Origin of the sequence: Haloferula chungangensis (assembly GCF_042664875.1) — a bacterium.
In the GTDB taxonomy this organism is placed as follows: domain Bacteria; phylum Verrucomicrobiota; class Verrucomicrobiia; order Verrucomicrobiales; family Akkermansiaceae; genus Haloferula; species Haloferula chungangensis.
The window spans coordinates 281,387-306,910 of sequence record NZ_JBHTBS010000001.1; the positions used below are offsets into that span (position 1 = coordinate 281,387).

23 protein-coding genes are annotated in these 25,524 nt (G+C 58.0%); 12 read left to right on the forward strand and 11 right to left on the reverse strand.

The window, feature by feature from the left end; all coding sequences use genetic code 11:
• Positions 1 to 34: 34 nt before the first annotated feature.
• The 5 genes from ACFQY0_RS01240 to ACFQY0_RS01260 all read right to left on the reverse strand — a co-directional run bounded on the left by ACFQY0_RS01240 (position 35) and on the right by ACFQY0_RS01260 (position 5,916).
• Positions 35 to 3,022 (reverse strand): beta strand repeat-containing protein, encoded by a 2,988-nt coding sequence (locus ACFQY0_RS01240; protein ID WP_379708246.1) that lies wholly within the window; start codon positions 3,020 to 3,022, stop codon positions 35 to 37.
• Positions 3,023 to 3,350: 328 nt separating this feature from the next.
• Entirely contained in the window at positions 3,351 to 3,608 is a 258-nt protein-coding gene (locus ACFQY0_RS01245) for a hypothetical protein (RefSeq protein ID WP_379708248.1), read from the reverse strand.
• Between the two features lie 27 nt (positions 3,609 to 3,635).
• On the reverse strand, positions 3,636 to 3,761 hold the full coding sequence (locus tag ACFQY0_RS01250; RefSeq protein WP_379708250.1) for a hypothetical protein: 126 nt from the start codon (positions 3,759 to 3,761) through the stop codon (positions 3,636 to 3,638).
• Between the two features lies 1 nt (position 3,762).
• Positions 3,763 to 5,643 (reverse strand): ferrous iron transporter B, encoded by a 1,881-nt coding sequence (gene feoB / locus ACFQY0_RS01255; protein WP_379708252.1) that lies wholly within the window; start codon positions 5,641 to 5,643, stop codon positions 3,763 to 3,765.
• Between the two features lie 15 nt (positions 5,644 to 5,658).
• Positions 5,659 to 5,916 (reverse strand): FeoA domain-containing protein, encoded by a 258-nt coding sequence (locus ACFQY0_RS01260; RefSeq protein WP_379708254.1) that lies wholly within the window; start codon positions 5,914 to 5,916, stop codon positions 5,659 to 5,661.
• Positions 5,917 to 6,032: 116 nt separating this feature from the next.
• Between ACFQY0_RS01260 and ACFQY0_RS01265 the strand changes: the two genes are divergently transcribed.
• From ACFQY0_RS01265 to ACFQY0_RS01280, 4 genes are all read left to right on the forward strand, one after another.
• Positions 6,033 to 6,356 (forward strand): hypothetical protein, encoded by a 324-nt coding sequence (locus ACFQY0_RS01265; protein ID WP_379708256.1) that lies wholly within the window; start codon positions 6,033 to 6,035, stop codon positions 6,354 to 6,356.
• Between the two features lie 186 nt (positions 6,357 to 6,542).
• Complete coding sequence (locus ACFQY0_RS01270; RefSeq protein WP_379708258.1) at positions 6,543 to 10,106, forward strand: DEAD/DEAH box helicase; 3,564 nt, start codon at positions 6,543 to 6,545, stop codon at positions 10,104 to 10,106.
• Between the two features lie 143 nt (positions 10,107 to 10,249).
• Positions 10,250 to 10,483 carry a hypothetical protein gene (locus ACFQY0_RS01275; protein WP_379708260.1) on the forward strand — a complete coding sequence of 78 codons (234 nt, stop codon included), beginning with the start codon at positions 10,250 to 10,252 and terminating at the stop codon, positions 10,481 to 10,483.
• 55 nt (positions 10,484 to 10,538) lie between these two features.
• Complete coding sequence (locus ACFQY0_RS01280) at positions 10,539 to 12,191, forward strand: c-type cytochrome domain-containing protein (RefSeq protein WP_379708262.1); 1,653 nt, start codon at positions 10,539 to 10,541, stop codon at positions 12,189 to 12,191.
• A gap of 517 nt (positions 12,192 to 12,708) precedes the next feature.
• Here the strand turns inward: ACFQY0_RS01280 and gatA are convergent.
• Both gatA and gatC read right to left on the reverse strand, forming a co-directional pair.
• Positions 12,709 to 14,127 carry an Asp-tRNA(Asn)/Glu-tRNA(Gln) amidotransferase subunit GatA gene (gene gatA / locus ACFQY0_RS01285; RefSeq protein WP_379708264.1) on the reverse strand — a complete coding sequence of 473 codons (1,419 nt, stop codon included), beginning with the start codon at positions 14,125 to 14,127 and terminating at the stop codon, positions 12,709 to 12,711.
• A 6-nt stretch (positions 14,128 to 14,133) separates the two neighbouring features.
• On the reverse strand, positions 14,134 to 14,427 hold the full coding sequence (gene gatC / locus ACFQY0_RS01290; protein WP_379708266.1) for an Asp-tRNA(Asn)/Glu-tRNA(Gln) amidotransferase subunit GatC: 294 nt from the start codon (positions 14,425 to 14,427) through the stop codon (positions 14,134 to 14,136).
• 97 nt (positions 14,428 to 14,524) lie between these two features.
• Between gatC and ACFQY0_RS01295 the strand changes: the two genes are divergently transcribed.
• The 3 genes from ACFQY0_RS01295 to ACFQY0_RS01305 all read left to right on the forward strand — a co-directional run bounded on the left by ACFQY0_RS01295 (position 14,525) and on the right by ACFQY0_RS01305 (position 17,052).
• Complete coding sequence (locus ACFQY0_RS01295) at positions 14,525 to 15,613, forward strand: peroxiredoxin family protein (RefSeq protein WP_379708268.1); 1,089 nt, start codon at positions 14,525 to 14,527, stop codon at positions 15,611 to 15,613.
• A gap of 86 nt (positions 15,614 to 15,699) precedes the next feature.
• A complete protein-coding gene (locus ACFQY0_RS01300; RefSeq protein WP_379708270.1) occupies positions 15,700 to 16,446 on the forward strand; it encodes a hypothetical protein in 747 nt (248 codons plus the stop codon).
• Positions 16,447 to 16,452: 6 nt separating this feature from the next.
• Positions 16,453 to 17,052 carry an O-methyltransferase gene (locus tag ACFQY0_RS01305; protein WP_379708272.1) on the forward strand — a complete coding sequence of 200 codons (600 nt, stop codon included), beginning with the start codon at positions 16,453 to 16,455 and terminating at the stop codon, positions 17,050 to 17,052.
• Here the strand turns inward: ACFQY0_RS01305 and ACFQY0_RS01310 are convergent.
• From ACFQY0_RS01310 to ACFQY0_RS01325, 4 genes are all read right to left on the reverse strand, one after another.
• Positions 17,036 to 17,932: a metal ABC transporter permease gene (locus ACFQY0_RS01310; RefSeq protein ID WP_379708273.1), complete on the reverse strand. Its 897-nt coding sequence runs from the start codon at positions 17,930 to 17,932 to the stop codon at positions 17,036 to 17,038. The two genes, ACFQY0_RS01305 and ACFQY0_RS01310, sit on opposite strands and share 17 nt — an antisense overlap.
• A gap of 111 nt (positions 17,933 to 18,043) precedes the next feature.
• A complete protein-coding gene (locus tag ACFQY0_RS01315; protein ID WP_379708274.1) occupies positions 18,044 to 19,363 on the reverse strand; it encodes a metal ABC transporter permease in 1,320 nt (439 codons plus the stop codon).
• A gap of 28 nt (positions 19,364 to 19,391) precedes the next feature.
• On the reverse strand, positions 19,392 to 20,198 hold the full coding sequence (locus ACFQY0_RS01320; RefSeq protein WP_379708275.1) for a metal ABC transporter ATP-binding protein: 807 nt from the start codon (positions 20,196 to 20,198) through the stop codon (positions 19,392 to 19,394).
• A gap of 59 nt (positions 20,199 to 20,257) precedes the next feature.
• On the reverse strand, positions 20,258 to 21,226 hold the full coding sequence (locus ACFQY0_RS01325) for a metal ABC transporter solute-binding protein, Zn/Mn family (protein ID WP_379708276.1): 969 nt from the start codon (positions 21,224 to 21,226) through the stop codon (positions 20,258 to 20,260).
• 123 nt (positions 21,227 to 21,349) lie between these two features.
• Between ACFQY0_RS01325 and ACFQY0_RS01330 the strand changes: the two genes are divergently transcribed.
• From ACFQY0_RS01330 to ACFQY0_RS01350, 5 genes are all read left to right on the forward strand, one after another.
• Positions 21,350 to 23,053 carry a 4-alpha-glucanotransferase gene (locus ACFQY0_RS01330; RefSeq protein ID WP_379708277.1) on the forward strand — a complete coding sequence of 568 codons (1,704 nt, stop codon included), beginning with the start codon at positions 21,350 to 21,352 and terminating at the stop codon, positions 23,051 to 23,053.
• Positions 23,050 to 23,643: a ribosome biogenesis GTP-binding protein YihA/YsxC gene (gene yihA / locus ACFQY0_RS01335; protein WP_379708278.1), complete on the forward strand. Its 594-nt coding sequence runs from the start codon at positions 23,050 to 23,052 to the stop codon at positions 23,641 to 23,643. Before ACFQY0_RS01330 ends, yihA begins: the two co-directional genes overlap by 4 nt.
• A 295-nt stretch (positions 23,644 to 23,938) precedes the next feature.
• A complete protein-coding gene (locus ACFQY0_RS01340) occupies positions 23,939 to 24,337 on the forward strand; it encodes a hypothetical protein (protein WP_379708279.1) in 399 nt (132 codons plus the stop codon).
• A 138-nt stretch (positions 24,338 to 24,475) separates the two neighbouring features.
• Positions 24,476 to 25,153, forward strand: coding sequence for a hypothetical protein (locus ACFQY0_RS01345; RefSeq protein WP_379708280.1), 678 nt, complete (start codon positions 24,476 to 24,478; stop codon positions 25,151 to 25,153).
• Between the two features lie 32 nt (positions 25,154 to 25,185).
• Positions 25,186 to 25,524 carry a hypothetical protein gene (locus tag ACFQY0_RS01350; RefSeq protein ID WP_379708282.1) on the forward strand — a complete coding sequence of 113 codons (339 nt, stop codon included), beginning with the start codon at positions 25,186 to 25,188 and terminating at the stop codon, positions 25,522 to 25,524.

Here is a 25,524-nt window from a genome sequence, read left to right on the forward strand (position 1 = left end):
CGTGGTTTGTTTGGTGGTTAGCTAAGTCCCCGTCTCAGTTCTCAGTCGCTGTGAGACGGCTGAAGAGTCTGCCATTCGAGGACTTGGAGGCAGGGATCGACACGCTGACGCTGGATGACGGACTGCCGGGAGTGATCGTGAAGGTGATGTCATCCACGGTGCTGCTGGTGGTGGGGACTTGCACGGAATGCCATGGGTCCGATCCACCGAGATCGTTGCTGTATTCAACGAAGAGCTTATTGGGAGCCATTGGGTTCACTTGGGCGAACACCATGCTCAGATCGCCGCTGGTTTGGACAGGAACCGGAAGCAAGCCGAGGGCATTGGCATCTGGATCAGTTGCACCAAGGATCCACGCGAGGCCGTTGCTTACGCCGTCGCCATTGGCATCGGCCTCGAACTCTGCTCCACCTGACCAGGTGACGTAGGGATCACCGAGTTCAACGGTGAGGATGCCAGCACCGGTGAAGTAGAGGTCCGGATCGGCCACACCGGCATTGGTCGCGCCCGAGGTGCTGGATCCGTAGGTTCCGTCCGCCAACGGCGCACCATTGTCGAGAGCCAGTGATCTGACGGTGATGTTGAGGCCAGCGGCGAGATCGAGGACCCCACCGGTGTTGATCAGAACGGAGGTGGCGTTAGAGAGGTCAGCTGCGGCGGAGAGTGCCAGAATTCCTCCATTCACGGTCGTGCTTCCGGTATATGTGTTGGCACCGGAGAGATTCCATTTGCCGGCTCCTTCTTTAACAACAGACAGTGGAAAGGCACCGACATTGCTGCTGTCCGTCAAGACCATGTCGAGCTCATTGTCGTCGGCGTTGGTGCCGCGAAGGAAGAAGTTCTTAGCGACAGTGGAGGTATTGGTGAAGCTCCCTCCGGTGAAGATGAGCGGCCCGGTTCCGCTGTTATCGAGAGCGGAACTGCCGCCACCACCCAGATTGAGGGCGCGGTCGGTCGTGTCGCCGGTGCCGATGTAGCTCAAGGTTGCATTGTTGCTAACATTGATCAGGGACCCGGCTCCCGCGGCACTGTTGACTCCGCTCATTCCAATAGACGACACTCTGAGGTTTCTGGCATTGTTTGCACTGATTGGTCCCGTGAATGAGTTCGCCGGATTGGTGACGACCAGATTGCCGGCACCGAACTTATTTAAAGGATAGCCATTGCCGCCATCACTGATCACCCCGTTGAGAGTCCATGAGGTCGTATCGGGCGTAGTCGCGGAAATCGTGAAGTTGCCCGCGAGGGTCATATCTCCGTTCATCACCAGATCGGAGGTGCTGTTGTAAGTCGCCGCGCTGCCAATGGTCACGGGGTTGGCAAGGGTTACAAGCCCGAGGCTGGTGTTGCCAATGGTACCGCCAGCGACTGTCAGTGCACCGGAGCCTAGTGCGCCGTCACTGTTGACGACCAGGAAGCCGCCGCTGAGCGTGGTGCCGCCTGTGTGGGAATTTGCGCCCGAGAGAGTCAGGGTTCCAAGACCGGTTTTCTTGAGTTCCCGGGGGGAGGCATCCTCGCTGATGACTCCAGAGATCGCAAGATCGTGGTTCGCGCCGAGATCGATGCTGCGATCGTCACCCTTGAGCTCCATGTTCAGTGAAATAGTGTCGACGATGGCATCGACGCCAGGAGTCGCTACGGCAGTGGAATTGATATTTCCCGTCAGTTGGATGCTTTCTCCGTCAAGGGTGAAACCCTCGCCGTTGCCACTGTTGGTGAAGTTGATGCCTTTGAACGGGATTCCGGCGGTTAGATTATTGTTCGTCGCGGTGTTGGCGACTCCCGAGAAGAAGAGCGTGTCGTCCGCCACGGGTGCCAGGTCAGCGGCCCAGTTGGTGGCGACGGCCCAATCGGCGTCGGTTTCACCATCCCAAGTCGATGCATTGGTAATCGGTTCGGTGAGAACCACTACCAAGCCATTCGACTGGAACTTGATATCGGCGTCCAAGCCCGGGAAGGGATTGATGATGGTGGCCGAGAGTGGCGCATCGTTTACAAGATTTCCGACATTGCCCGACGCGATGAGAGGAAAGACACCTGGTCCGCCGGTGTAATTGGATCCATCCACGGTGATGGTTGCATTGGGCAAACGTATCCGGGTTGCGCAATTGATCGGGCTGACCCCGTCAGAATCGAACTTAAAGTTAAATGTTCCCGCGCGGCCCGCAGAGTTGATACTGAGGATTTGGAAATCAATGGTTGCGTCGTTGCCGGTAACGTTGATTACGGGGTTATTGGAGAAAAATGTATTCCCTACCATGGCACTGAGAATTCCTCCGCTGATATTGACCGTGCCTCTGATGGCAAACGTTTCGCTGGCCGCTGTAGAACCGGCCGCGATAAGGCTGCCGCCGGTGATATTCAGAGGGCCCGTGCTGCTCCCCCCCATCAGATAGAAGGTGCCACTGCCAGGCATCGGGTCGGTGAGTGTCACGGTTCCGGACGATAGATTGAACTCTCCTTCCGTGATGGTGAGGGGGGCGTCCTCCGATGTATTGACCGTGCCTCCGCTCACATGGAAGCTCCCGCCGCCTGCTGTGATGGTGCCGGTATTGAGCGTGCCGCTGCTGACGTTGACCTCGTTCAGTGGGTTGTTCGCCGTAATCGTTATGCCGGAAGCGGAAAGGGTGCCTCCTTGAACATTCAAGTAGCCCTCACCACTGCCAAGTCCAAGGGTCACCATACCCGTAGTCAAGGAGCCTCCGGGATTGATATTCAGCGTGGCGCTAAGTTCGCTCAAGTCGTTGATGATGACCTCTCCAGCGACAATATCGATCGCACTGTCCACTTCGACCACTTGGTCATCACTGAGGTAGACGGTGTCAGGCACCGAAGCCGCAGGCAGGAAGTTGAAGGGGGAGTTTGCGGAAGCAACGGTAGCATTCTCCCAATTTTGATCCCAGTTGGAAGTTCCGTCAGTGGCGGGCCACACATAATCTGCCAAGCTAATGGAAGGAACGGCGGCTCCGCAGAGCATGGCAAGGCCTGATGCTCTGAAGATTGAGAATGGAGAGGGTTTCATAGGGTTTTCTTAGGGAATTTGAAGCTAAGGAGATCGAGGGGCTCTGTATACCGCGTGAATACGTGGTTTCGTTTATCATGTATTTGCGTGGTGCGGATTTTGGGGAAGCGGTGGCTGAGTCCCGGCAGCCGCCGAGATAGGATTCCGACCGTGTTGCTCATGAATCATCAGCAGGGAAATTCTGACCCGGTATAGACAGAGAAGTGCAAGCGTGCGAAGGGTGAGAGGCCCTTGGCTTCGGGCGAGGAAGTCGTTCCCCGGGATGGGTTAGTCACCGCGCTTGGAACCCACTGTCCCGGTGACAAACGGAGCCGTCGTCTTATGAATCTTAGAGCGCATCCTGCGTCTTTACCACCCGCGGCAGAGGAAGGGCATGGCCGACGAGGCTCTCGAGGATGCGGATTGCGACAGCCACGCCGTGCGCCGCATTGCTGGAATCAATTTCGCCGCGGAGTTCGTCCCCGGCGCCACTATCCTGCTGAAGTTCCACCATGTGCTCGAAGAAAGAGATCTCTCTTCGGCGATCGTTGGTGTTGAGGCAGACACCCAATGGAATGCTGACTCGTTTCGATTTCCTCTTGGTCAAGCGCTTCCCGAAAGCCGCTATTTCCCGCTATTTCCCGCAGGAGCAGTCGTCGCAGTGGCCTTTGCCGTGCTTGGGGAGTAGGGCGCGGACGAGGAAGATCACGAGGGTGATCAGCACGATGCCGGCGGCGGCCCATGATTGCCAGTCTTCCATATCAGAAACCTAGCATGGATCCGACCTGATACACGACCAGAGAGGCGCCGGCGGCGAAAAAGGACATGAAGAAGAACTGTCCGATCGCCCACTTCCACGAACCGGCTTCACGTGCCACCACCGCAGAGGTCGGCAGGCATTGAAGGGCGTAAATGTAGAAGATCAGCAGTGAGATCACCGTCAGGGGCGTGAACATGGGGCTGCCGTCCTCCCAGGTTTCCTCTGCAAGCGTGCTGCGGAGGTTGTTGACGGTCTCGTCCTCGTCGTCACTTTCCTCGACACGGAAAAGCTGGGCCATCGAGCCGACGAAAACTTCACGCGCGGCGAATGAGGTGAGAATGGCGGTGCCGGTGCGGCCGTCGAAGCCCATCGGGCGGACCACGGGTTCGATGACGTGGGAAATGCGGCCGACAATGGAGTGATCGAGTTGGACCGCCGGGTCTTCGCTATCGGTCTTCGGATAGGTTTGAGCCGCCCAGAGAAGGATCATCAGCCCGAGAATCACGGTGCCCGCTTTTCTAACAAAGGCCCAGCCCCGGTCGGCGACGTGGCGGAAGATGTATCCCCACTGCGGAGCCCGGTACGGAGGGAGTTCGAGAATGAAGTGGTGGGTCACGTCATCAGGACCCAGCCGGCTGCGCAGGATCTTGGCGACGACAAAGGCGGTCAGTGTGCCGAGAACGTAGATGCCTGTTAGAATGAGGGCCTGGGTGAGTCCGCCTTCGCTGCCGCCGAGAAGCATCGGAACGAGAAGCAGATAAACCGGAAGTCGAGCGGAACAGCTCATCCAGGGGGCGACAAAGATGGTGACGAGTCGTTCCTTGGCGGAATCGATCGTGCGGGTGGCCATGACGCCGGGGATGGCGCAGGCGTAAGAGCTGAGCAGGGGAAGGAAGGCTTTTCCGCTGAGGCCTACTTTCGACATCAGGCCGTCCATGATGTAGGCGGCGCGCGCCATGTAGCCGGAGCTTTCTAACAATCCGATGAAGAAGAACAGCATCAGGATCTGCGGCAGGAAAACGACCACGGAGCCGACGCCTCCAATGATGCCGCCGGTGATCAGATCGCGCAGGTCGCCTTCGGCCATGGAGCTTTCGACAAGTCCTTCGAGCCATCCTTGTGCGGACTCGACCCAGCCCATGGGGATGCTGGCCCACGAGAAGATCGACCAGAAGACGACAAGCATGATGCCGATGAGGAAGATCCAGCCGAGGATGGGGTGGAGAAAGACGAGGTCGAGTTTGTCGGAAAGCGTGCCGGTCTGCGTGCTCGGGCGACGCGCGGCGATCTCACAAATTCCGTAGGCGAACTTGCGGCGGGCATCTGCGGGATCTTCGGCATCGCTCCACGGCGTTCTGGCGGCAGGTGGCAAAGGGTGGCGGATGGCCTGCTTGAGCTCGACGATGCCCTTGCCGGAATTCGCCTGCATCGGAACCACGGGGATGCCGAGTTCTTCGGAAATCTTCTGGGGGTCGAGACGCAGACCGCTTTTCTCGGCCACATCGACCATGTTGAGGGCGAGGATCACCGGGATGCCGGTTTCCATCACCTCCATGGCGAGAATCAGATGGCGTTCGAGGTTTGAGGCATCGACCACACAGATCGCGAGGTCCGGTCGTTTGCGCCCCTCGATCTCACCGAGAAGTGCGCGGCGTGCGACTTCCTGATCGGGCGAACCGCCCTCCAGTGAGTAGCAACCGGGGAGGTCGACGACTTCAAGCTTCCGGCCGTGAGGCGTGAACGTCTGGCCGGTTTTGAGTTCAACGGTGACGCCTGCATAGTTACCGACCTTGGCGGTGGAACCGGTCAGGGCGTTGAAAAGTGTGGTTTTGCCAGCGTTGGGGTTGCCGGCCAGAGCGACCGTTTCGAATCCATCCTCCATGGTTGCCAAAGGGGCTTAGGCGGGAATTGGGACAACTTTTACCTGATGCGCAAGATCGCGACTCAGGGCCATCCGGGTGCCGCAGACGGTGCAAATCATGTTGCGTCCGTTGGCGAGCTTGCGGACCTGCATGGTTTCACAGAAACCGAGGCGGCGAAGCTGGTCGCAAGCAGGGCCATCCAGCATTTTGATGTGGAAATCACAGCCCACCGTCGCCTGAGCAAGGCTTTGCATGCTATCGGTTTCCAGTTCGTGGGCGAGCACTTGCGACATGACGTGGAGAAGGTCCGGTAATTGAGATCGTGTTGCAACAAGAAAAAGGAGTTTTCGCAGGCTTTCGGCATCCCGTAAGCTGTGCTTCCGAAATGCCTGGGCTAGCCTTCTTGAGGATGAACTCGGAAACCATTCTCGAAGCGCTGAGCGGATTTGCCATCGTGCTGTTCGCCGGTTTGTTGGCGCTTGGTGTGGTGGCGATGCTTCGAGAAGGCTTGGGTGATCCTGATAGGCGAAGCGACTCGAGTGCGGCGGCTTCATTCCATGGCATGATGGGGATTCTGCTGATTCCAGTCGCCACGGGATATGGCATGGTGATGCTTTTCAGGACGGCCGTCGAACAGGGTAAGGGTCCTGTCGTCTGGGGAATGGCTGCCGGCCTCGCATTGGCCATCATGCTGCTAGGTCGCCGGGTGATTTTTCCGGGATCTCGTCGCTGAGCGAATGATGAAGCATGGCACGCTCAGGAGGTGGAATCGTTGAGGCTCGGAGATTACGCAGAATCCTGCATCAGGTTTTTGTTGCGGGATTTCACTAGGGAGGCGTAGAGTCGCAGCCCGCTTCCCCATTGATGCTCCATGTAAGTGAGTATCGATAATGGATGCGTCTTTTCTGTACCCAAGGCCATGAATCCGGACCGCGCGACTCTGAATTTCCTCAATAGCTTTCCCGAAGAATCCCGAATCCGGGGCGAGATGCTCCAGAAAGAGGGGACTGTTACACAAATCTTCGGAAACCATCTCTTCATCCAAGGCCGAGTCGAGGATGAGACCGGCACTTTTCGCACCAGCCTGAGACTTCAGGGCAACCGCTGGTTCGGTTCTTGTACGGCCGAAGATGAAATCATCGCCGGAGCGTGCCAGTACGCGACGATGATGGAGCGGATGCACCGCGGCGAAGATCTGCCGGAGTCTCCTAACGAGTTTGATGACACGCCAATTCTCGACATCATCGAAGACAAGCTGGGTCGCGAGCTCGACGACAAGGAGGCGGACTTCGTTTCCAAGGTGGAGAAGCGTTACCGCCGCTACGTGATCGAAGGCGAAATTCACGATCACGACATGGTGCGCCTGACGCCGCGGTGGGAAATCACCACTTACGAGCCACTGGAACTCTGGCCAATGCCTCCGGGCGACATCCTCGAGTTCTGGAACTATCTCGGCTACGCCTTCTACAAGAAGAAGCTCCCTTATCCGGAGTTCATGAATGTCGTGACTGATCTGAACTACGTTCAGAAGAAGATGGCGGATTGGGAACAGGAGCGCGAAGTCGCAGCCTGGTATGACCGCATTGAGCAGGTCAACGAAAGTCCTCCGGTCGGCAAGCCGGTGAACATCGCTTTCCGCCTTGTCGCGACGATCAATGAGGCGCGCCTCGAGTGCAAGGAAGGTGAGGGTGAGTGGCTGCAGCTTCGTGAAAAGGCTGACATTGAGCGCTTGCTTCCGCTCTTCGCCGAAGCCGCCTTGCGGATGGATGCTCCGAGCCAGGTGCTCTGGGAGCACTTCCTCGCCTACTACCGTGAAAACGGTGACACCACCTTCGACTTCGATTCCGAAGACGCCTGCCGCTTTATGAACCGGGTCTTCCGTCAGCCTGCGCTGAAGGGCTATCTGGTCAACCTCGACGAACGGGAATTCAAAGTGGTCGATCAGGCCCTTCGCTGGATCTGTGTGGACAATCCATACGATCCCAGCAGTTTTGCAATCCAGCTGGTGACGGCCGAGGGCGAGCATGTTTCCCACTCGGTGCGGATGCTCCCCGGACGTCAGGAGTTGTATCAATCGGACGAGACCGTTTTCCCGGGACCACCGCGTTGGCTTGAGGACACCGAGGTGATGCCTCGTTATGATATTCCAAAGAAGGTGATCGATTCGCTGGAAGGCGTGGAGTTCCTCCGTAAGATCGGCGCCACACTGCCTGAGTCGCTGAAGAAGCGCGTGGTCGATCTCGAGCTCAAGCCGCGCTTCGAACTGAAGTTGGTTGCCGGTCTAACAGCTGCTGAAACCGAGCACCTTGTGATCGAGGTGACGGCGATCGAAGCAAAGGACCGCCGGACCGAAAAGCTGGTCAAGGAGGGCTGGGAACTCGTCGAGCAGAAGACCCTGAAAGGGAAGCAGCTGCTGCGCTTTGCCCGTGAAGAACTTTACGCGGTTCCCGGGATTCTCGACGAGATGGGGCTGACCTACGACGAGAAGCTTGATGCTTTCAAATCGCGCATCACCAAGCAGTTCCCTGAGAAATTTGCCGAGTGGATCGGGGCGATGCCGGACTCGCTTGAGCTCGACATCGATACGCGACTCAAGTCGATCCTTGCCGACCCGGTCACCGCAGCCGTTCGCTTCGAAGTGGTCAATCAGGACATCGACTGGTTCGACCTGAAGATCGTCATCGACGTGGAAGGGGTGAATCTTTCCAAAGCTCAGATCCGTCAGCTCGTGGCCGCCCGTGGTGGCTACGTGCGGATGGAGGATGGCTCGTGGATGCGTCTGGAGATCAAGCTCGATCCGGAACAGCGCGATGCGGTTACCCGACTGGGTCTCGATCCTTTCGATCTTTCCGGAGAAACCCACCGGATGCACGCCCTTCAGCTTGCCGATCCTAAGGCCGCCGAGGTCTTCGATCCGAAAGCCTGGAAGCGCATCAAGGACAGCGCCGGCGAAATCACCATCGAGGTCAAGCCGCCCGTGCCGGAAGGTCTTGATGCAACGCTGCGTCCTTACCAGGTCGAAGGTTATCAATTCCTCGCCTATCTCGCGACGAACCGCTTTGGCGGCATCCTCGCGGACGATATGGGACTGGGTAAAACCATCCAGTCGCTGACTTACATTCTGTGGTTGCTCGAAGAGCGCAAGAAGGCGGGCGAGTCCCACCGTCCGGCGCTGATTGTCTGCCCGAAGTCCGTGCTCGACGTGTGGGAAAGCGAGGGCGCCAAGTTTGCCAAGAGCATCCGCTCGAAGATCCTGCGCAACCGCGACGATCTCGACGTGGCCCACATTCAGGAGAACATCGACATGCTGATCCTGAACTACGCTCAGCTTCGTGTCTGCGGTGACCTGCTCAACGAGATCAAGTGGCTGACCGTCATTCTCGACGAAGGTCAGCAGATCAAGAACCCGGATTCGAAGGCCGCCAAGTGCGCGCGCGAACTGGATTCCGCCAACCGGCTTGTTCTAACAGGAACGCCGATCGAGAACCGCCTCCTCGACATGTGGTCGCTGATGGCCTTCGCGATGCCCGGCGTGCTCGGCAGTCGTGCCTACTTCAAGAAGCGCTTCGACAAGCGCAAGGATCCGCTTTCGCAGAACCGCCTCGCGGCACGTCTGCGTCCGTTCCTTCTCCGCCGGACCAAGCTCCAGGTGGCCCAGGATCTTCCGCCAAGAACGGAAGAGGAAGTCTACTCGAAGATGGATGGCATCCAACAGGAGCTCTACAAGGCCGAGCTGAAGCGCATTCAGAAGGCCTTGCTCGGACTGGATTCCGACGAGGCGGTGAAGAAGAACTCGTTCGCGATTCTTCAGGGCCTGATGCGCTTGCGTCAGATCTGCTGTCACCCGGGCCTGATCGATCCGAAGTACCTCAAGGAGGAAAGCGCCAAGATGGAGTCGCTCTTCTACCTGCTCGACCAGCTTTACGAGGAAGGTCACAAGGTGCTCGTCTTCTCGCAGTTCGTTTCGATGCTCGATCTCATCAAGGCGCGTCTCGAACTTGAAGCTCGTCCCTTCCACTACCTCACGGGTCAAACCAAGGACCGGAAAGGCGAGATCGAGAGCTTCCAGACGACCAAGGATGCCTCGGTGTTCATGCTTTCGCTCAAGGCGGGCGGTGCTGGTCTGAACCTGACCTCCGCATCTTACGTCATCCTCTACGATCCATGGTGGAACCCTGCGGTGGAGAACCAGGCGATCGACCGAACGCACCGGATCGGTCAGAAGAACAAGGTCATCGCCTACCGTTTGCTCACTCGCGACACGGTGGAAGAAAAGATCCGGATCCTGCAGCACCAGAAGACCCAGCTCGTCACCAACGTGCTCGGCGACGAAGGCTTTGCATCGAACCTCGGTCTCGACGACCTTCAATTCATCCTCAACCACGGGGGCGATGATGAAGAGGACATGCCGAAGCCGGCAAAGAAGGCTGCCAAGAAGACGGCCATCAAGACTGCTAAGAAGGCCGCTAAAGAAAAGGACTGAGCATTCCCAGGGAGAAATCTCCCCAGGACGGTCGGCCTGCGCCCCTGAGATCCGGATCCTGAAAGGAGGCGGGTCGAAAGGGGGCTGACGGTGCGCCAAGCGGCTGATTGATTTCGCAGGGATCTCGCGTATCCTTGAGCATTGTGAAAAAAGCATTCGCCTTTCTCTTTGCGCTCCTGTCGGGTCTCTATCTTCTCATCTGGGGTCCGATGGTGGGCCCGCTGGATCCGATCCCTATCATTGACGAGGCGACGGCGCTCCTGATTTTCGTGAAATCGATGTCGGCCTTGGGAATCGACATTTCGCGATTTTTGCCATTCATCGGTAAAAAGAAACCTAAGGGTGCCGAAAAGGACGCCCCGGTGGTGGATGTATGACAAGTTTTTGTCATGCCGAAATATTGCCGGGTTTCCTACGTAATCTTCGATCAACATGACTGAAGTCGCCGATGCCGAGACCGATGGAGCTCCCGAAAGTGCTCACGCCCCGCAGCCCCGTCCCTCACGGACCTACGGTTGGTTTCTAACGGCCTTTGGCTTGGCGACCATCATTGGGATGTTCGTCATGCCGATTCTTGCAGGGCCTCCCAAGGACGATCAGGTGTCCCAATGGGTGACTTATTTGGGACGCTTCCATTTCGTGGTGCTGCATCTGCCCATCGGAATGCTCCTGCTGGTGATCCTGATGGAACTTGGAAAGCTCTTCCGCAAAGACAAGGGGAGTTCGACCCTTGTGCCCATGTTCTTTACCGCGACTTCGGCGGTGGTAGCAGTGGTCATAGGCTTCCTCCTTTATCAGAGTGGCGACGATAACTCGGAGCTCATCCGCGATCACATGTGGTGGGGAATCGGATTTGCCTCCGCAACAGTCGCCGCATTCATCCTGAAAAATTGGGTCGATCTGGCAGGTGGAAGGGGGAATTTTTTCTATCTCCTCACCTTACTGGCGAGTGCCGGAGTCATGGGAGTGGCCAGTCACGACGGTGGTGAGAGCGTCCATGGAAAGGGCTACCTGCGGAAGGAGGAGCCGGCGGAAGTGCGCGAGTTGATCAATCAGATTCCAGGTGCGGAGCAACTGCCACTTGAGGAGAAGATCAAGGCCACAGAGCCCAAAGAGGATTCGAAGGAACTTCCGGAGACGGACGACGAAGCTGTTGCTTCAGTCGCTCCGGTGGTGGCGGTCGAGGATCAGGTTATTTTCACCGATCTCGTGCAGCCGATCTTCGATCAAAAATGCGTGTCCTGCCACGGCGAGGACAAGCAGAAGGGCAAGTTGCGGATGGATAATTACGAGGTGCTGCTTGCCGGTGGCAAGGAGGGTGACGGCTTCGAGCCCGGTAATGCCGAGGACAGCAACATCATCTTCCGGATTCACCTTCCTCTTGATGACGACGAGCACATGCCGCCGGAGGACAAGAAGCAGATTGAGCCGCATGAACTCGCGATCATTGAGTGGTGGATCAATAGTGGCGCTTCACCCGATGCCAAGATTTCCGAAGTTGAGATGCCCGAGGTGGTGAAAGCTGCCTTGGGAAACATCGTCCCGGTCGAGGAGATGGTGGCCGAGGAGAGCGCCAAGGTCGAGGAGGCAAGCAGGGAGGAGGAAGTGAAGAAGTTGCTGGCCGTTGAGGTCGAGAAACTTCGTGTGGACTTCCCGTCGGCATTGAACTTCGAGTCACAGGATTCGAGTGGCCTGACTTTCACGGCGGTCAGCATGCGCAAGAATTTCACAGACGAGGAATTGGCCAAGCTGGCTCCCGTGATGGAGGGAATGGTTTCGCTCGATCTGTCCGCCACCAAGGTGAGCGACAGGGGCGTGGATGAAATTGCCAAGGCGACGAAGCTGAAGATGCTGCGCTTGTCCGAGACGGAAGTCACCGATGCCTCGCTCGACAAGCTCGCGGTTTTGGCTGAGTTGGAGTCTCTGAATCTCTATGGAACGAAAGTGACGACCGAAGGTGTGTTGAAACTCGCGACACTTCCCAATCTCAAACGCCTCTATCTCTGGCAAACCCAGGTGGACGAGGCGGGTGCCGAGGAGCTTCGTAAGGAGATGCCCAACTGTGAAATCGTGATGGGGCTTTGATCGGGTTTTACGGCGGCATTTTGGTCCCCAACAAGTCGATGATCCCCGGAAGCCTCGAGGTTGAAGTGGGTGGTGGTCATGGAGCGGGTCGCGCTGCGATGAACCGAGGCCGACAAGCCGTTAGATCAAGTCGACGTCACCGATGAGGGGTCTGAGAAAGACAGGTTGGAAATCCCTCCAAGTGGACAGAGATCCGCAGGATGGGGAATCGAGTGGTTTCGAGAAATGGTTCCACTGGACGATGCTATTCCTTTTGCTGGTGATGGTCTTCGCGGTCTGTGGAGGCCTGGCCTACATCGCCGCTTTCCATCGCTTGACCGCAAACCTGGTTGTGAATGAGTCCCTTTTAAGCGCTTCGCTGAGATTCTGTATCGGCGGGGTCTGTGGCGTCGCGTGGGTACTCCGGGCTCTCTATGGAAAAAAGAAGAGCCCGTTTGTGTGAAGAGATCAGCGCCTGGAAGGTGCATCTCCGACACATGGCGCTTGGGGGAAGCGCCTCGTTTCCATGTGCCCCGCTTTACTCAGCGGACTTGGCGATGCGCAGGAGTTTCGCTTCGCCAAGGTGAGGACCGAGGATTTGCAGGCCCACGGGGAGTTGTTTGTCGCCATCGGCAGGTACTGTGCCGCAGGGAACGGAGATCGCACAGATGCCGGCTAGGTTGGCAGCGATGGTGTAAATGTCGGAAAGATACTCGGTTAGAGGATCGTCGCTGTTCTCGCCGAGCTTGCGGGCAGGCGATGGGGTGACGGGCGAGAGGATGGCGTCGACCTTCTCAAAGGCCTGCTCGAAGTCGCGACGGATCAGCGTGCGGACTTTCTGGGCGCGGCTATAGTAGGCGTCGTAGTAGCCGGATGAGAGCACGTAGGTGCCGAGAATGATGCGGCGCTTCACCTCGGCTCCGAAACCTTCCTCGCGGGAGCGACGGTAGAGGTCGAGGAGGTCGTCGGGATTGCTACTACGATGACCGTAGCGAATGCCATCGAAGCGCGAGAGGTTCGAGGAGGCTTCGGCGGGGGCGATGATGTAGTAGGTTGCGACGGCGTACTCGGTGTGAGGGAGCGAGATTTCGACAAGCTCGGCACCGGCGGCTTCGAGCTTCTTGGTGGCGGCTTCGACCTTCTCGCGCACGGCGGGATCGATGCCTTCGCCGAAGTATTCGTTGGGAAGCCCGAGCTTCAGGCCGGCGACGCCATCATTGAGACCCGAGAGGAAGTCGGGGACTTCGGCGTTCAAGGAGGTCGAGTCGCGTGAGTCGTGACCGGCGATGGCTTGGAGAACGAGCGCGGAGTCCTCGACACTACGGGTAAGCGGACCGATCTGATCGAGCGATGAAGCGAAGGCGACGAGTCCGTAGCGGGAAACGCGGCCGTAGGAAGGCTTGAGGCCGACGACGCCGCAGTGGGATGCTGGCTGGCGGATCGAGCCACCGGTGTCGGATCCAAGGGTGGCGATGGCCAGGTTCGCAGCGACGGCGGCGGCGGAGCCTCCGGATGATCCACCGGGGATGCGGCTGAGATCGTGGGGGTTGAGAGTGCGCCCCAGCGCGGAGTTTTCCGTCGAGGAGCCCATCGCAAATTCGTCCATGTTCAGGCGGCCGAAGGGGATGGCTCCGGCGGCTTTCAGCTTGCTGGTAACGGTGGCGTCATAGGGCGAAGTGTAGCCCTTTTCCAAGTAGCGTGAGCCACAGGTGCAAGGCTGGCCGAGGACGTTGATGTTGTCCTTGATGCCGATCGGGATGCCGCCGAGCGGCAGCGAAAGGTCGGCGTCCGCCGCTGCGACTTTGGCCGCATCGAGATCATGCGAAAGGTAGGCACCGACTTCGGGATCACGCGCGGCGATGGCGGAAGCGAGATCGTCGAGAATGTCGGCGGAGCTGATCTCACCGGCGGTGAGCTTTTTGCGAAGCTCGGAAATGGAGGATGAAGCGAGGGACATGGGAATTCAGGCGTCGGCGATGACTTTGGGCACCCGGATCTGCTGCTGGGCTTGATCGGGCGCGTTTTGAAGGACGGCTTCCTGGGAGAGGCTGGTGCCGGGGACGTCTTCGCGCATGACGTCGTAGACAGGCACCGCGTGGGCGGTGGGCTCAATGCCATCGACGTCGAGGCGGCTGAGGCTCTCGGCGTAACGGAGAATGGAGTCCAGCTGCGGCTGGAAGGTTGCGCATTCCTCGTCGCTCAATTCGAGTCTGGCGAGGTCGGCGACGTAGCGGACGTCGATATGTTCGGTGGCCATCGGGCGGGGAGTTAAAGGGAGGACCGGGCTGGGGGCAAGCGTTGGAAAGCATCGAACGGTGGGCTTGTCAGGCGAGTCGGGCTTGGTAGCGTGGGGCATGCGGATTTCGCCGATCATCTCCTTCCTTTTTGTTGGTTTCAGCCTCGTGGCCAGTGCCGGAACGCCTCAGCAGGCGGCGGCGGTAAGGGCGGGCTACGAGCGTTCGGTCGAGGCATGGCAGCTGAAAATGAAGCTCGCGAAGACCGAGCAGGAACGTAAGGAGCTTGCACAGAACGGGCCGGATCAGGCGGTTGCGGCGAAAAGACTGTGGGAGGAAATCAAGAACGACCTCGATAAGGAGTGGGTGCTGGAGCCTGCGGCCTGGTTCCTGAGAATCGCCAATCCTTTGGCGAGCATTGGAGATGACGGGATTCGTCGACCCATGATGGCGGAGGAAATCAATGCGGTGCGCGATGCCGTGAGCCGGAGTCACATCATGAGTGCGAAGTTGGCACCCATGTGCATGGCGTTGGTGGCCTGTGGTGACAATCAGTCGATGAATCTGCTGCGCCGCATCGAGAAGGAGAATCCGGACAAGACGGTCAGAGGTGTCGCCGCTCTGGGAATTGCGATGCTCGATAAGAATCTGGGTGACGATGCCCGGGTGATGGCTGAGCGCCTGACGATGCTGCGCAAGGCGATCATCGATGCCGCGGACGTGGTGGTCGACGGGTCTTCGGTGGCTGAAATGGCTGAGGACGAACTCTACATCATCATGAAGCTCAGCAAGGGGCGGGTCGCACCGGATTTGGTCGGGGTCGGCTCTGGAGGTCAGCCCATGTCGCTTTCGGATTACTCCGGAAAGGTCGTCCTGCTGGTGTTTTGGAATTCAGGTGGTGAGGGACCGGATGCGGTGATCGACATGCTGCGCGCCGTGAGGGCCGACGAGCGATTCTCCGGGAAGCCTTTTGAAGTCGTCGGCGTGAACAGCGACCCCAAGGATGTTTTGCGGAAGCTCGAAATGCGGGGCTCGAATCCCGTGGATTGGCCGAATTTCTCCGATCCGGGGAACAAACTGGGCCACGAATTCCGCGTCGGTTCCTGGCCGCTGGCTTATGTGCTCGATGGTGAGCGCAAGATTCACTACTTCGGAGCTCTCGGTCCCTTTGCCGAGCTAACCGCTGCGGCGGTGCTCGAGGGCGAGTGATCGGCGCTTGATTGGGACATCGCTGCCCACCGGAGGCGAAACCGCTTGCCCCTCATTGTCCGGCTGGGCTATCGCTGGGGGCGCGAATGGTCATTTCCCATCAGCATCGCTTTATTTTCATCAAAACCGCAAAGACGGCCGGAACGAGCATTGAGGCGTTTCTTTCGCCGCATTGCGGTCCTGACGACGTTTTTACGACGACGCGTCCACCCGTTGATGGCCACGAGCCGCGGAATTGGAAGGTCCCGTTTTTCCCTCTGAAGGAGTTCTTCAGCTTCAATTACCCGGTGGACAAAAGCGTCTTCGTCGAACGCCGATTCTTCACGCCAAGGCGGACCTTCGACGACATGCGCAAGCAGCGAAAGTTCCATGAGCACATTCCGGCGCGAATCGCCAAGCAGCGCATCGATCCGGAAATCTGGGACAGCTACTACAAGTTCTCAGTCGAGCGGAATCCCTGGGACAAAACGCTTTCGCACTACCACATGCAGCGCGCCTACCGTGATGGGAAGCTGACGCTGGACGAGTATTTTGAAGAGGGTGTATTTTGTCAGAACACCGGCTTCTATCTGGATGAAAACGGCGACTGCATGGTCGATGAGATCATCAAGTATGAGGAGCTGGCCGAAGGCATGGGGCGCATCTGTGATCGCTTTGGCATTCCATTCGAAGGATCACTGGGAGTGCGGGCGAAGGGTGACTACCGCAAGGATCGCACCCACTACAGCAAGGTGCTCGAAAAGCGGCACCTTGAAATCATCGACCGGGTTTTCCGAAAGGAGATCGAGATGCACGGATACGTGTTTGAGGATCTCAGCAATACTACCGATTAACAATTCATGAGCCTGATTTCAAACTGGAAGGACAAACGCGCTGTCGCGAAATGGGAAGCTGCCGGCCGTCCTTCACCTCCGCCCCATGCGATCAAGCAGAAGAACATCCGCGACTACCGCGAACGCTTCGGGCTCGAAGTGCTGATTGAGACGGGAACCTTCAAAGGCGACATGATCCAGGCGATGCGCAAGGACTTCCGGAAGCTCTATTCGATCGAACTTGCGGATCACTTCTACGAAGCGGCCGTGAAGCGGTTTGGTGGCGATTCGAGCATCGAGATTCTTCACGGCGACAGTGGCAAGGTGATGTCGGAGCTGGTCCCGAAGCTCGACGGTCCCGCGCTCTTCTGGCTCGATGGTCACTATTCCGCCGGCAACACCGCGCGCGGCGACAAGGACACGCCGGTGATGGAGGAACTCGGCCACATTTTCTCGCGAGAGGATCTGCGCTGCGTGATCCTGATCGACGACGCCCGCTGCTTCGAAGGGAAAAGCGAGCAGAGCTACCCGACCATGGACGAGGTTCGCGCTTTCGTGGCGAAGCATCGCCCGGACTGGAAGGTCGAAGTGGATACGGACTGCATCCGCATCAGTCCGCCGGCTTGAGACGCCGGGAAATCAGGCCCTCAGTAGGGGCGAAGAGCCAGGCGAGGAGGAAAAGGAGTCCGGACGAGAAGGCAATCATGCCGGATGTCGTGGTGTCCTCGAAACCGATGAGACGGGGAAGGGTCATCGAAAAAAGGTGACCGAGCCAGGCTGAGATCGCGGCGAGGGTGGAACTGATCAGCAGCATCGGAAGCAGTCGTCTTGTTAGAAGAAGCGCCGCCGCAGGCGGGACGATGAGCATGGCGATCACAATGATGCTTCCGACCGATTCGAAGGCCGCGACGGTGGTGATGGCGACCATCGTCATCAGCAGGTAGTGGAGGAAGCCGGAGGAGAACCCGAGGGTGTCGGCGAGCTGTGGGTCGAAGGAACTGAGGCGCAACTCTTTGTAGAGCAGCGCGATGATTCCAAGGTTGATGGCGAGAATGAGCCCGTTCACCAGCGCGGCACGAGGGATCATCATGGAACCGATTTTGACGGTATCGAGCGGAGTCAGCTCGATGGCGCCGTAGAGCACACAGCCGGGATCGAGGTCCACATGGTCGGCTGCGTTCACAATGAGCACGAGACCAATGGCAAAGAGGGTGGTGAAGACGATGCCCATCGCGGCCCCACGATCGACCTGCCCGAAACGGCTGATCCACTGCGTGAAAAGAGCGGTTAGAATGCCAACGGCGGCGGCGCCGATAAACATCGGGATGCTCGCGCGGCTGCCGGTGACGAAAAAGGCTACCGCCAGTCCCGGCAAGACCGCGTGACTGATCGCATCTCCCATCATGCTCATTTTCCGCAAGACCAGAAAACATCCGGGTAGGGCGCATGAGACCGCACACAGCATGGCGGTGACGGCGATCCAAGTATCGAAGGAGGTCCAGTTCATTCAGAAATTTTCAATGCTCAATTTTCCAATGCCAAATGATGAAAGAAGAAGCCTGCCGGGCCTGATGAGTGCGACACATGGGCTTTGGCATGGGTGCTTGATCATTGGAAATTAGATAATATGCGGGCTCGGAGGGACTTCGGCGTTGGGGTCGAGCTCGGCTTCGAGTTGGCGCACGATTTCGGCGCCGAGGATGTGCTCGACCATGTCGGCATCGCGGTCGACGTGGCTAGGGGCGATGTCGGCATAGCGGATCAGGTAGAGTTCCCAGAGGCGGTGGTTTCGGGTGATGCGGGCGGCTTCTCCGAATCCGGATTCCGAGAGACGAATGGTGCCGGGCTGGGAGGCTTCGAGGTGGTCTTCGCGCCTTGCGTGGGCGAGCAGACTGTTGAACTGCCGAGGGGTCCAGGCGCGGTGTTCCAGCATGGAGTCGCGGCTGATGGGAAGGTTGAGAGCAGGGCGGTTGTGGTGTTCGAGGATTTCGTAGGCAGCGCGAAGTAGATGCTGACGGCCGACGCGGCGCTTGAGACGAAGCTGATCCAGGTAGCGTGGGATGACGCCGCGCGCGGTGCCGAACAGCATGCTGGCCAGGAAGATGCTGGCGGCGACGATGACGATCACGGCGCCGGTGGGGAGCTTGGGGAGAAGCGCGCTCAGCGAGGCTCCGAGCCAGCCGCTAATGCCTCCAACGATGGCGGCGAGCAGCAGCATCACGCCAAGCCGATGAGTCCAGAAGCGGGCGGAAGCGGCGGGAATGATGAGGAAGGCGATGACGAGGATCAGCCCGACGGCTTGAAGGCCGATGACCGTGACGGCTGTGACAAGTCCAAGCATCAGCACATCGAGGACAAGAACCGGCCAGCCTTGGGCGGCGGCATAGGTGTCGTCAAAACAAAGCAGGGTGAATTCTTTCCTCAGGAGGATGGCGGAAATGGCGGTGATGAGGGCGATGGAGGCGATGAGGACGGAGTCCTGCCAGACGATGGAAGCAGCCTTTCCATAGATGAAGGACTCGAGTCCGGCGGCATTGCCCTGGGGCATTTTCTGGACGAGCCCGAGGATGGCGACGCCGATGCCGAAGAAGACACTGAGCACATAGCCCATCGCGACATCATCGCGAAGGCGTGTGGTCTTGGTGATGGCGAGCATCACTAGCACGCCGGCGATGCCGGAAATCGTGGCGCCTAACAGAAGGCCGGGAAGGTACTTTCCCGTGCCGCCCATCATGATCATCAGGGCGAAGGCAATGCCGATTCCGGGAAGAGTGGCGTGCGAAAGGGCGTCTCCCATCAGAGAGCGCTTGCGCATCAATAAAAATGATCCGATCAGCCCGGAAGTAATGCCCAGCAGCATGGTGCTGATCACGACGAGTCGCACGTTGTAGCTTTTCAGCAAAACGACATCGAACAGGTCCTGGAGGGTGAAGGGCACGTGGGTGGTCGGTGGTCCGTTAACAGGTTCAACGCTGCCTGAGTGCCACGGCGGCATTGTCTAACAGGTCAAGCTTTCCGCCGTAGGTCTTTTTGAGGTTTTCCTGGGTGAAAACTTCATCGGTGGGGCCGGCGGCGACAACGCGCATGTTGAGCAGGATGAGCCAGTCGAAGTATTGGGAGACGGTCGCGAGGTCGTGGTGGACGACAATGCAGGTCTTGCCTTGTTCGCGGAGTTCCTTGAGCAGGGTGACGATGGCCTGTTCGGTGGCGGCATCGACGGCGGCAAAGGGCTCGTCCATGAAGTAGAGTTTGGCGTCCTGCACGAGTGCGCGAGCGAGGAAGACACGTTGCTGCTGCCCCCCGGAGAGCTGGCTGATCTGGCGTTTGGCGAGATGGGCGATCCCGACCTTCTCGAGCGCTTCGAGCGCCTGGACTTTTTCCTTTTTTCCCACGCGACGCAGCCAGCCGAGCTTGCGGTAGGTGCCCATCGCAACGACATCCAGCGCGCTGACCGGGAAGTCCCAGTCGACGCTTTCGCGCTGCGGCACGTAGCCGACGAGGTGGCGCTGCTTTTTGTAGGGCTCACCGTAGATGTGGGCCCAACCGGAGGTTGAGGGAATGAGGTCGAGGCAGGCTTTGATGAGCGTGCTTTTGCCGGCTCCGTTAGGGCCGACGACACCGACGAGCTTGCCTTCGGGAATGTTGAGCTCGATGTCCCAGATGACCGGCTTGCGCTGATAGGCGACGGTCAGGTCGTGGATGGCCAAGGGACAGTCCGGGGGATGCTCGTGGTGAACACCGGTGGCAATGTCGACGCTGGATGTGCTGGGCATGATGGGAAAGGGGTCGGGGGGTGAAGGGTGTTCGGGGACTGAAGTCCCCACTCCTTGGCTCACTTCGTGAGTTTGCCGTTTAGTCCTTTTTCGGGAGCGTCGCCGCCGAGGGCGCGGGTGATGGTGGTGATGTTGTGATCGATCATGCCGATGTAGCTACCTTCATAGGTTCCGGCGGGGCCCATGGCGTCGGAGTAGAGTTCACCGCCGATTTCGACTTGGTGGCCTTTGGATTTGGCACCTTCGATGAGCGCCTTGATGTTCTTTTGGGAAACGGAGCTCTCAACGAAGACGGCGGGAATCCTTTTTTCAACGAGGAAGTCCACCAGTCCGCTGATGTCCTTGAGCCCGGCTTCGGACTCGGTGCTCAGGCCCTGAATGCCACGGACTTCGAGACCGTAGGCACGGCTGAGGTAGTTGAAGGCATCGTGAGCCGTGACCAGAACTCGCTGGTCTTCCGGGATCGAGGTGATCGACTTGCGGGCGTAGTCGTCGAGCTTCGCCAGCTCGGCGAGGTAGGCCTCGGTATTCTCCTGATAGTAGGCGGCGTTGTTAGGGTCGAAGGCGGAAAGTGCCTCGCCGATCACTGAGCTCGCCTTCATCCAGCCGCTGACGTCCATCCAGACATGGGGGTCGTAGTGGTTCTGCTCGTCGCTCATCACGTAATCCTTGCTCTCGAGGATCTTCTCGGTGACGGCGTGGACGGGCTTGCCGTTCGCCGCGACGCGCACAAGGACGTCCCCCATTTTCCCTTCGAGCATCAGACCGTTGTAGAAAACGATGTCGGCCGCCTGCAGTTTCTTCACGTCTGAGGCGGTGGGCTTGTAGAGGTGGGGATCGACGCCTTCGCCGATGAGTCCTTCGACTTCCGTCTTGTCTCCGGCAATTTGGCGGACCACATCGGCGATCATGCCGACAGTGGCCACGCTGCGGTAGGAGCCGCTCGCCGGCTCCTTTTCTCCACAGCCCGACATGCCAAGCGAGAGAGGGATAAGCAGCGAGATCGTCAGAACACGGAGGAGACTCATGAGAGGAGAAATAGTGACAGACTTTGAATAGTCAAAGTTTAATTCGCGGGGTCCTCAAATTCAAGCTTGGATTTCGCGTTCTTCTGGCTCGTATCGTTGGATTGGAATGGCAGTCTCGCGGCCATGTCAGAACGATTGGCTGGGCTGCTTTTACCTGCATTTTCACCGCGCCGTGAGGGAGATCTCGGAATTGGGGACACACGCGCGATGCGTGAGTGGATCGACCTGGCGGCTGAGAACGGGATGGGTTTCGTGCAATTGCTGCCGATCAACGAGACAGGTTCGGATGATAGTCCCTACAATGCGATTTCATCCGTCGCTCTGGAGCCACTCTATTTGACGATGGAGGAGGTGCCGGGGCTGACGGATGCCGAGTTGAATGATGCGCGCGAGCGGGTAGAGGCGGTGGGTGATTTGGGAGAAGGAGTGAAGCCGAGTGCCTCAGCGGTGGATTATCATCAGGTCAGGCGGGTGAAGCGGGCGCTTCTTGAATTGGCGTGGGCCCGCTGGGATCAGGCCGGATCCGCCTTGCACGAAGCATTTGAAGCGTTTCGCAGAAAGGAGTCGGACTGGCTTGGTGATTACTGCGCTTATCGATGGTTGATGGATCGCGCGGGCGGCACGGAAGCGTGGGACCTGTGGCCGAGAGCTTGGCATTCGGTGACCGGCGCACGGCAGTTTCTGGAGATGCAACGCGAGATGGATGAGGCGATGGTCGACTCGCGCTTGAGTTTCTTTGCCTGGGTGCAGTGGCTCTGTTTTCAGCAATGGAGGGATGTGAGGAGATACGGCGACTCGAAAGGCGTCAAGCTGATGGGAGATATACCCATCGGCGTGAGCCGATATTCGGCAGATGTATTTTTCGGACGTAAGGATTTCGACCTGAATTGGTGCGGTGGAGCCCCTCCGGAGACGATGTTCAAACATGATCGCTTCATCCAGAAGTGGGGTCAGAACTGGGGCATTCCGCTCTATCGCTGGGACAGGATGGAGGAAGAAGGTTTCCCATGGTGGCGTCAGCGGATCGATAAGTTGACTGATATCTTCCGGATCTTCCGCATCGATCACATTCTCGGGTTCTATCGCATCTATGCCTTTCCCTGGAGGCCTCAGCAGAATGGGGAGTTCCTTGAGTTGGACAAGAAGGAGGCGGCGAAGAGGACCGGCGGAGAGCTGCCCGGTTGGTCTCCGCGTCCCGACGATACGGTATCTAACAAGGCGGCCAACTGTGCGGATGGTGATCTGCGTCTGAAGGTGATTCTGGAAGCGGCGGGCGATGCGGAAGTGGTGGGTGAAGACCTTGGCTGTGTGCCGGATTACGTGCGTCCGCATCTGGCATCGCTGGAAATCGCAGGCTTCCGGATCCCTCACTGGGACTTTGATGAGGAGGGGAAGGTGATTCCGGGTGATGAACTACCCGAGTGTTCCTTCGCGACCTACGCGACCCACGATCACCACCCGATTCCCGCCATGTGGGAGGATCTGCGTGCCCAATCGGTGGATGAGTCGCTGGAAAAGAAGGAGCGCGTGGATGCGGCCGAGCAGTTGCGCTTGATGATGGAATTCGCGGGGATCAAGAGGCTCGAGCCTTTCACGGACGAGATTCTATGGAAGCTGATCAATGCCCTGATGGCCTCCAAGTCACGCTACGCGGCGATCATGGTGAACGATTTGTTCGGGATGACGGATCGGATCAACCAGCCGGGCACGGTCGGCCCGCAAAATTGGACCTTTCGATTGCCCAAAACGGCGCAAGAGTATCGAAATGATCCTGCGTGGGGCTTGTTGAAGGCATCCGTTGCCGATAGTGCTCGTTCCCAGCGATGAAAATCACCTCCGCCACCTTTCTGACCAGTTCTCCTGATCTGGAGTTGTGCCCTGATTCCGTCCTTCAGGAGTTTGCCTTCATTGGACGCTCGAATGTCGGAAAATCATCGCTACTCAACCTGCTGGCAGGGCGCAAGGATCTGGCGAAGGTGTCGTCGACCCCCGGGGCCACGCGGCTGATCAATTTCTTCCTGATGAACAAGGATTGGATGTTGGTCGACCTTCCGGGCTACGGCTATGCGAAGGTGAGGAAGGAAAGCCGGGCGGAGTTTCAGAAGGCGGTGTCGGATTACCTTTCACAGCGCGAGCAATTGCGCTGCGTGTTCGTGCTGATCGATTCACGGCTCACACCTCAGGCGATCGACCTGGAGTTTTGCGATTGGCTGGCGACGGGAAGCATCCCCTTCGTGCTGATCTTCACCAAGACCGACAAGTCGAAGGCGACGAAGGTGAAGGCGAACGTGGAGTTGTTCCTCGACGCGCTGAAGGAGCGGGTTGAAGGCGAGCCGCGCTACTTCATGAGCTCGACGAAGACCGGGAAGGGGAGAAGTGAGATTCTAGGATTCGTTGAACAGGTGTTGAAGGCTTGAAGGGAGGCGGCATGCCCCCGTGCCGCAATCTTGAGGCGGGTGATCGCCCAAAGAGAGCTCAAATGAGATTTGGCAGCTTACCCTCGATCGTTTGGAGTTCGAGTCTCGGGCTGTTTATATCAGGTATTGAGAATCCTGCTGAATGTCGGCTCTATTATCCCGTTGATATCACCAGCCTGCGCAGAAGAAGTCCTTGAGCTACGGGGATTTCCTGTCCTATGATCGTCTAACTTAACACCGTGGATATCGAGATCTGAGGTGATGAGAATATAACCTGTTCGACTCAAAAAATGCCATGAAAGCCATCCTCACCAGCTTCTTGCTCTCTGCTACATTGCTTGGGGCGAAGCTGGACGTAAAAGAGCCAACGGGTGAAGCATTCAAGAGTTCGATGCAGGTCGTAATGCTCGAAGAAGCTTCCTACAGCGACGTCTTGGAATTTCTCCGCGCGAAGGCGACCGAATTTCTTCGTGACGAAATCCCTAGTGATCCAGCTGTTTTTGTCTTCGAGTATCGATTCGATCCCATGATTGACAATCTTGGAGCGAAGCTTCACTCGAAGCTCAACTACAATGCCAAAGACGTGACGGTAGAACAGGCATTGGAGGCTATTCTCCCACGATTTGGATTGGCTTTTGAGATCACTTCACCAACTCAAGTCGTCATCTCAGACCGGGTCGCAAAAGAGGAATAAGATTGTCGAACAAAGCGCGACTGACCGACCCCTTTAAGCGGCCTTGTTACGTTTCCTTTCAGGTGCTAGAACGTCCTCAATGAATCGCGCTGGCCGCCATGAAGGTCGGGTCGGCAGCGCTTCGACGTTGTGCTGAAAATGAGAAGCCTCCTCCCCATTCTGGCCATCGCCGTTCTTTTCGCCACGGGTTGTGACCAGCGTGAGAAGAGTAGCGATGCCAAAGCATCCCCGTCTGACAGCCATCGGGAGGCTATTGCTAAGTTTCAGGATGGACAGAGGCGCTTCAAGGAATTGATCGCGACGGTCAGAGACGAGAAGAGTTTTGATGCTGCGAAGCCGGGCTTAGAGAAGGTAGTGTCCGATTGGCGCGAGGTTGCAACTGTGCTTGGCGAACTTGAGCCTCCTTCTGAGGATCTGCAGGTGGAGCTTCGTGAGTCGATCGCTGAAGGACATCGTGCAACTGAACCGACGGGTGAAGACATGCTGAGCTTGATCTCGATTGAGAGCCGGGATGCAGAGGTCACCAAGTGGCTTGAGGAGTTCGTGGCGGCAGGAGGCGCAGCGGGAGCTGAGATGGTCCGACTGTATGGGCCGACCGACTACGCAGGCCCTGAAGCGGAGGCTGCTCAACTCGATCTTAGCTCCGCCACGATAAACGGAGTGACATTCGATCAAGCGCTGAATAATCCAACGGCCCTCATCCAGCAAGACAAAGAAGCACAACAAGGCGGCGCTGGACTACCCGCTACTCGCTCCGAGTCGGATTCGGAGGGTTGCGACGAACCTCAACCAGAATCGGAGGGGCGCTCACGGTAGCGGTTGCCAGGCCTTCGACATTCTGCTGGAAAATGAGCATTAATCTTACCGACTACGTTGCGATCGGGGTGACCCATTCCTCGGATACCATTCATTTGCTCGAAGTGATACTCAGTGATGATGAGTTCTCCTTTGGAGCAGAGGGCACAATGGCGAGAGGATATGAATGCTACGTTCGGTCAGCTGTAGCCGATAGGGCAATCGCAGCAATCAAGTCCGCTCCAAAGTTTTACATCGAGGGGCACAAGATCAGGTTCTACGACAAACCACGTGCGATCACTGACGGCACCCGCTACGACCGATTGCTCGATGAGTATTGCGGCGAGGATCCTGACAGGCCATCAGCCGACGGGATTCAATTTAATCTTTGA